This is a genomic window from Wolbachia endosymbiont of Pentalonia nigronervosa (assembly GCF_014534705.1).
Classification (GTDB): domain Bacteria; phylum Pseudomonadota; class Alphaproteobacteria; order Rickettsiales; family Anaplasmataceae; genus Wolbachia.
This window is the reverse complement of the sequence record NZ_JACVWV010000085.1, coordinates 1-3,984: the sequence shown is the minus strand read 5'-3', so window position 1 is coordinate 3,984 and position 3,984 is coordinate 1. Positions and strand designations below refer to the sequence as shown.

General features: G+C 32.9%; 4 protein-coding genes. All 4 read left to right on the top strand.

The window, feature by feature from the left end:
• Positions 1-963, top strand: a 963-nt coding sequence (locus IC220_RS06350) for an ABC transporter ATP-binding protein (protein WP_188153638.1), incomplete at its 5' end; no start/stop codon positions are given.
• The gene (locus IC220_RS06345) at positions 947-1,996 is read left to right on the top strand and encodes a threonine aldolase family protein (RefSeq protein WP_188153637.1); all 1,050 of its coding nucleotides are present in this window, start codon (positions 947-949) and stop codon (positions 1,994-1,996) included. The genes IC220_RS06350 and IC220_RS06345, both read left to right, overlap by 17 nt.
• Positions 1,993-3,051 (top strand): threonine aldolase family protein, encoded by a 1,059-nt coding sequence (locus tag IC220_RS06340; protein WP_188153636.1) that lies wholly within the window; start codon positions 1,993-1,995, stop codon positions 3,049-3,051. The genes IC220_RS06345 and IC220_RS06340 overlap by 4 nt, the downstream gene beginning before the upstream one ends.
• Before the next feature lie 90 nt (positions 3,052-3,141).
• A partial coding sequence (locus IC220_RS06335) for an MFS transporter (protein WP_223158801.1) occupies positions 3,142-3,984 on the top strand: 843 nt, incomplete at its 3' end.

The following is a 3,984-nucleotide window of genomic DNA, read 5'->3' as shown; positions in this document are numbered from 1 at the left end:
GATTATCAATTAAATAAGGTTGCAATAGGAGATATAGCTCTTGTACTTGGAATTAATATATCCATTGTCGAGTTTCTTAACCACTTAACTAGAAATCTTACCCAATTTTCTGCTCACCTTGGCAAAGTTTTAGATGCATTACCAATCTTAACTACTGTACCTGAAATTCAAGACAAGAAAAGTGCTAAGGAATTAAATTTATTAAGCGGAAGAATAACGTTTAATAACATTTCTTTTTCTTATGAAGGTCAGGAGTCATTATTTCAAGATTTTTCAGTTACTATTAATCCTTGTGAAAAGGTAGGTCTGGTTGGTTATTCTGGAGGTGGTAAATCTACTTTTATAAATCTAATCCTAAGGCTATTTGACGTCAAAAAAGGTAATATACAGATTGATAATCAAGTAGTATCAGAAATTACACAGAGTTCTTTGAGGCAACAAATATCTGTAATACCTCAAGATCCATTGTTATTTCATGATACTATTTTAGTAAATATTATGTACGGTAAACTTCAATCTACTATCGAAGAAATAATGAGAGCTGCCAAGTTGGCTGGTATTCACGATTTCGTTATGACTCTACCAAATCAATATGAAACTATAGTTGGAGAAAAAGGCATAAAGTTATCTGGGGGAGAAAGACAAAGAATAATCATAGCAAGAGCATTTTTAAAAAACGCTCAGATATTACTTCTCGATGAGCCAACTAGTCAGTTGGATTCCTTAACAGAGAAGACAATTCAAACGAGTTTATTCAAGTTAATGGAAAATAAAACTGCCATTATTATAGCACACCGTATTTCTACACTTTTACACATGGACCGAATTCTGGTATTTGATAAAGGAAAAATTGTCCAAGATGGAAAACACACTGAACTAGTTTCTAGGCAAGGTCTTTACAAAGAATTTTGGGATGCTCAAGTTGGCTATTTAAATGATAAAAAAGATGGAAAAAATTATTGACCTTAGAAGTGACACTACAACTTTACAAAGCTCCAATGTTATACATGCAATAAGCAATGCAACCGTTGGAGATTATGCTTATGGTGAAGACAAAAGCTGTAATGACTTATCGGAATATTGTAAACAATTATTCAAAGTAGAAGAAGCATTATTCTTAACCAGCGGTATGCTTGCAAATAGGTTAGCTATTGCCAGTCAAACAAGTCCTGGTGATGAACTAATAACTCATTATAACTATCATGTTAATTTTTTTGATAGTGCTGGCAATGCAAAAGTAAATAATATAGTGTTCAACTGTATTAGAAATAGTAGTGGAATCTTAGATGTTGATGAAGTAGAATATGCTATTAATTCTAAGCCAAGGTATAAAATTTTTGCTCAGGTGAGCCTAGTTTCTATAGAGAATAGTATCAACGGGTTTAATGGTAAAATTTATCCTTTTGAGAAACAAGTCGAATTATATCACTTTCTAAAAACTTACAATATAAATCTTCATTTAGATGGTGCAAGAATATTTAATGCTCATGTTGAAACAAATATTGCTTTAGCAGATTATGCTAAGTATGTGGATACAATGAGCTTTTCTTTTACCAAAGGACTTGGAGCTCCTTTTGGTTCAATACTTATGGGTAGAAGAGAGATAATTGAAAAGGCTAAAAAGCTACAGGTTTGGCTAGGTAGTGGTTATCATCAAATAGGGTATTGTGCTAATGCAGCAAAGTATGTATTACAGAATAATATTTCTAGGCTTAAAGAAGACAATAAGCTTGCTACATTGTTTGCAGATAGAATAAAAAAAATTCCATATATAAAACTGATACTGCCTTATCCGGAAACTAACATAGTAAGCTTTAGTATAAAAGAGCTAAGCATAACTAATGAGATTTTTTTGAGCAAGTGTCAAGCTTATGGTTTACTACTCTTTCCTTGGCTCGAGTCTCATATAAGAGCAGTTATCCACCTTGGCATAGAGGAAACAGACATCATAAGAGCTACTGAAATTATAAAGGAGGTTATATTAAATTTAGTATGAGAGTAAAAATAGATTTTTTTAGCGATTCAAACACAGACCCTTCAGCTAAAATGAGGGAAGTAATGGCTAAAGCAAAAGTTGGAAACGAAGCTGCATGTGAAGATCCAGTTGTGAACGAATTAATAGCAACCACATGTAAAATACTAGGTAAACCAGCAGGAATATTTTTGATTTCAGGAACGATGTGCAACGTAATTGCTTATAAAGTGCATATTCAAAGACCAGGTGATTACTTGCTACTTGATGAAACTTCACATCCGCTAATAGTACAATCTGGCTTGATTGCAGCTCAGGCACATGCCACTCCTTTGCCTATAAAAGGGACGAGAGGAATATTTACTGGAGAGCAAATTGTTGAGTGTATTACCCGTCCTAGTTTAAGAAATGTTCCAAGAGTTGGGCTTGTTTCTATCGAACAAACAACGAATTTTGGTGGTGGAGCTGTGTGGCCTTTGGAATATATTCAAGAGATCTCAAGTCTCTGCAAAAAAAACGATGTATTTACTCATTTAGATGGAGCAAGGCTATTCAATGCTTGTGCTCATACTAAAATATCACCAAAGGAGTATGCAAGTTATTTTGATTCGGTGTTCATTGATTTCAGTAAAGGATTAGGTGCTCCAATGGGTGCAGTATTGGCAGGAAGTGAAGATTTTATTGAAAAAGCTTGGTACTATAAATTTCAAATTGGTGGAGGTATGCATCAGGCCGGCATTATTTCAGCTGCATGTTTGTATGCTCTCAATAACAACGTGAATTCTTTGATAGAAGATCATAAAAAAATGCAGTATCTTATAGAAGGTCTAAGCTCTATAGATCAAGTCTTAATAGATAATGATCTATATAAAACTAATATAGCTTATTTTTCATTATGTAGTGGTGATACATCTGTGCAGAAATTAATAGAAGCGCTGATAACGAATTATGGAATTAGAGTTGCTAATATAAGAAGTAGAATCAGAGTTATAACGCATAGAGATATAAGCTATGATGATATTGATGCTACTCTTTTTGCGATAAAGGAAATACTAAACACCCATAATTCTATGCACTAATTACTTGCAAGTTTCTCATAAAACCATATTATACCACTATTATAATTATGGTGTTACTTGCTATAACTAAATAGCTGTTGGAGAACAGGAATGAACCACATCTTCTTTCAATATTTACTATTCTTCTTTGGGTATGTGTTACTTTATTTATCAAGACAAAGTATACCAATTGCTCTACCACTGTTAACAGACGCTGGACACACAAACCATGTAAAATTAAGCTATTTTTTTGCCTGCTTTTCTTTTTTTTATGGAGTATCAAAGTTTGTTAATGGAATAGTCATGGACTTCAAAAATAATCCATTATTTATGTTTGGGCTATGCAATGTTGTAACAGGGTTATTAACCATTGGTATAGTTTTGTCATATAATAATCTAACCTTGTTACTATCAACATTAATATTATTAGCTTGGGCACAAGGGATCGGTTGGCCAGCTATTACCAAGTTTATGGTTACAAACTCTAGCATCTCTTCAATTGCATCATTATGGGGAGTTATGAGCGCATCTCAGCAACTTGGTTCTTGTATTACTTTAGTTGTGTTACCAAGCATAATTAAGATGTATGGTGCAAAAAGTGCATTTTTGTACTCTGGTCTCTTATGCTTACTTTTTGGAATTTATATAATATTAAAAGCATATTGCAAAGAAAATACCAACTTTACCACCTATTATAAGGTACAGAAATCTCAAATAGATATCAAGATGACAAGTTCCATATGGTTTCTATGTGGTGCTACTTTTTGTGCTTATATTATAAAAATGGGAATCTTCTTTTGGTTTCCTATAATTTTAAAGGATAAATTACAAATTTCTCTTGTACAATCCTCACTAATAACAGGTGTATATGACTTGGGTGGAATCCTTGGAACTTTAATCACAGGAAGAATTAGTGATATATACTTCTTTCAAAATAGAAGCTTGCTAGCGTTA

Excerpts from the sequence above, each read along its gene's own strand:
- IC220_RS06345 (WP_188153637.1), top strand. The coding sequence starts at position 947 with ATGGAAAAAATTATTGACCTTAGAAGTGACACTACAACTTTACAAAGC.
- IC220_RS06340 (WP_188153636.1), top strand. The coding sequence starts at position 1,993 with ATGAGAGTAAAAATAGATTTTTTTAGCGATTCAAACACAGACCCTTCA.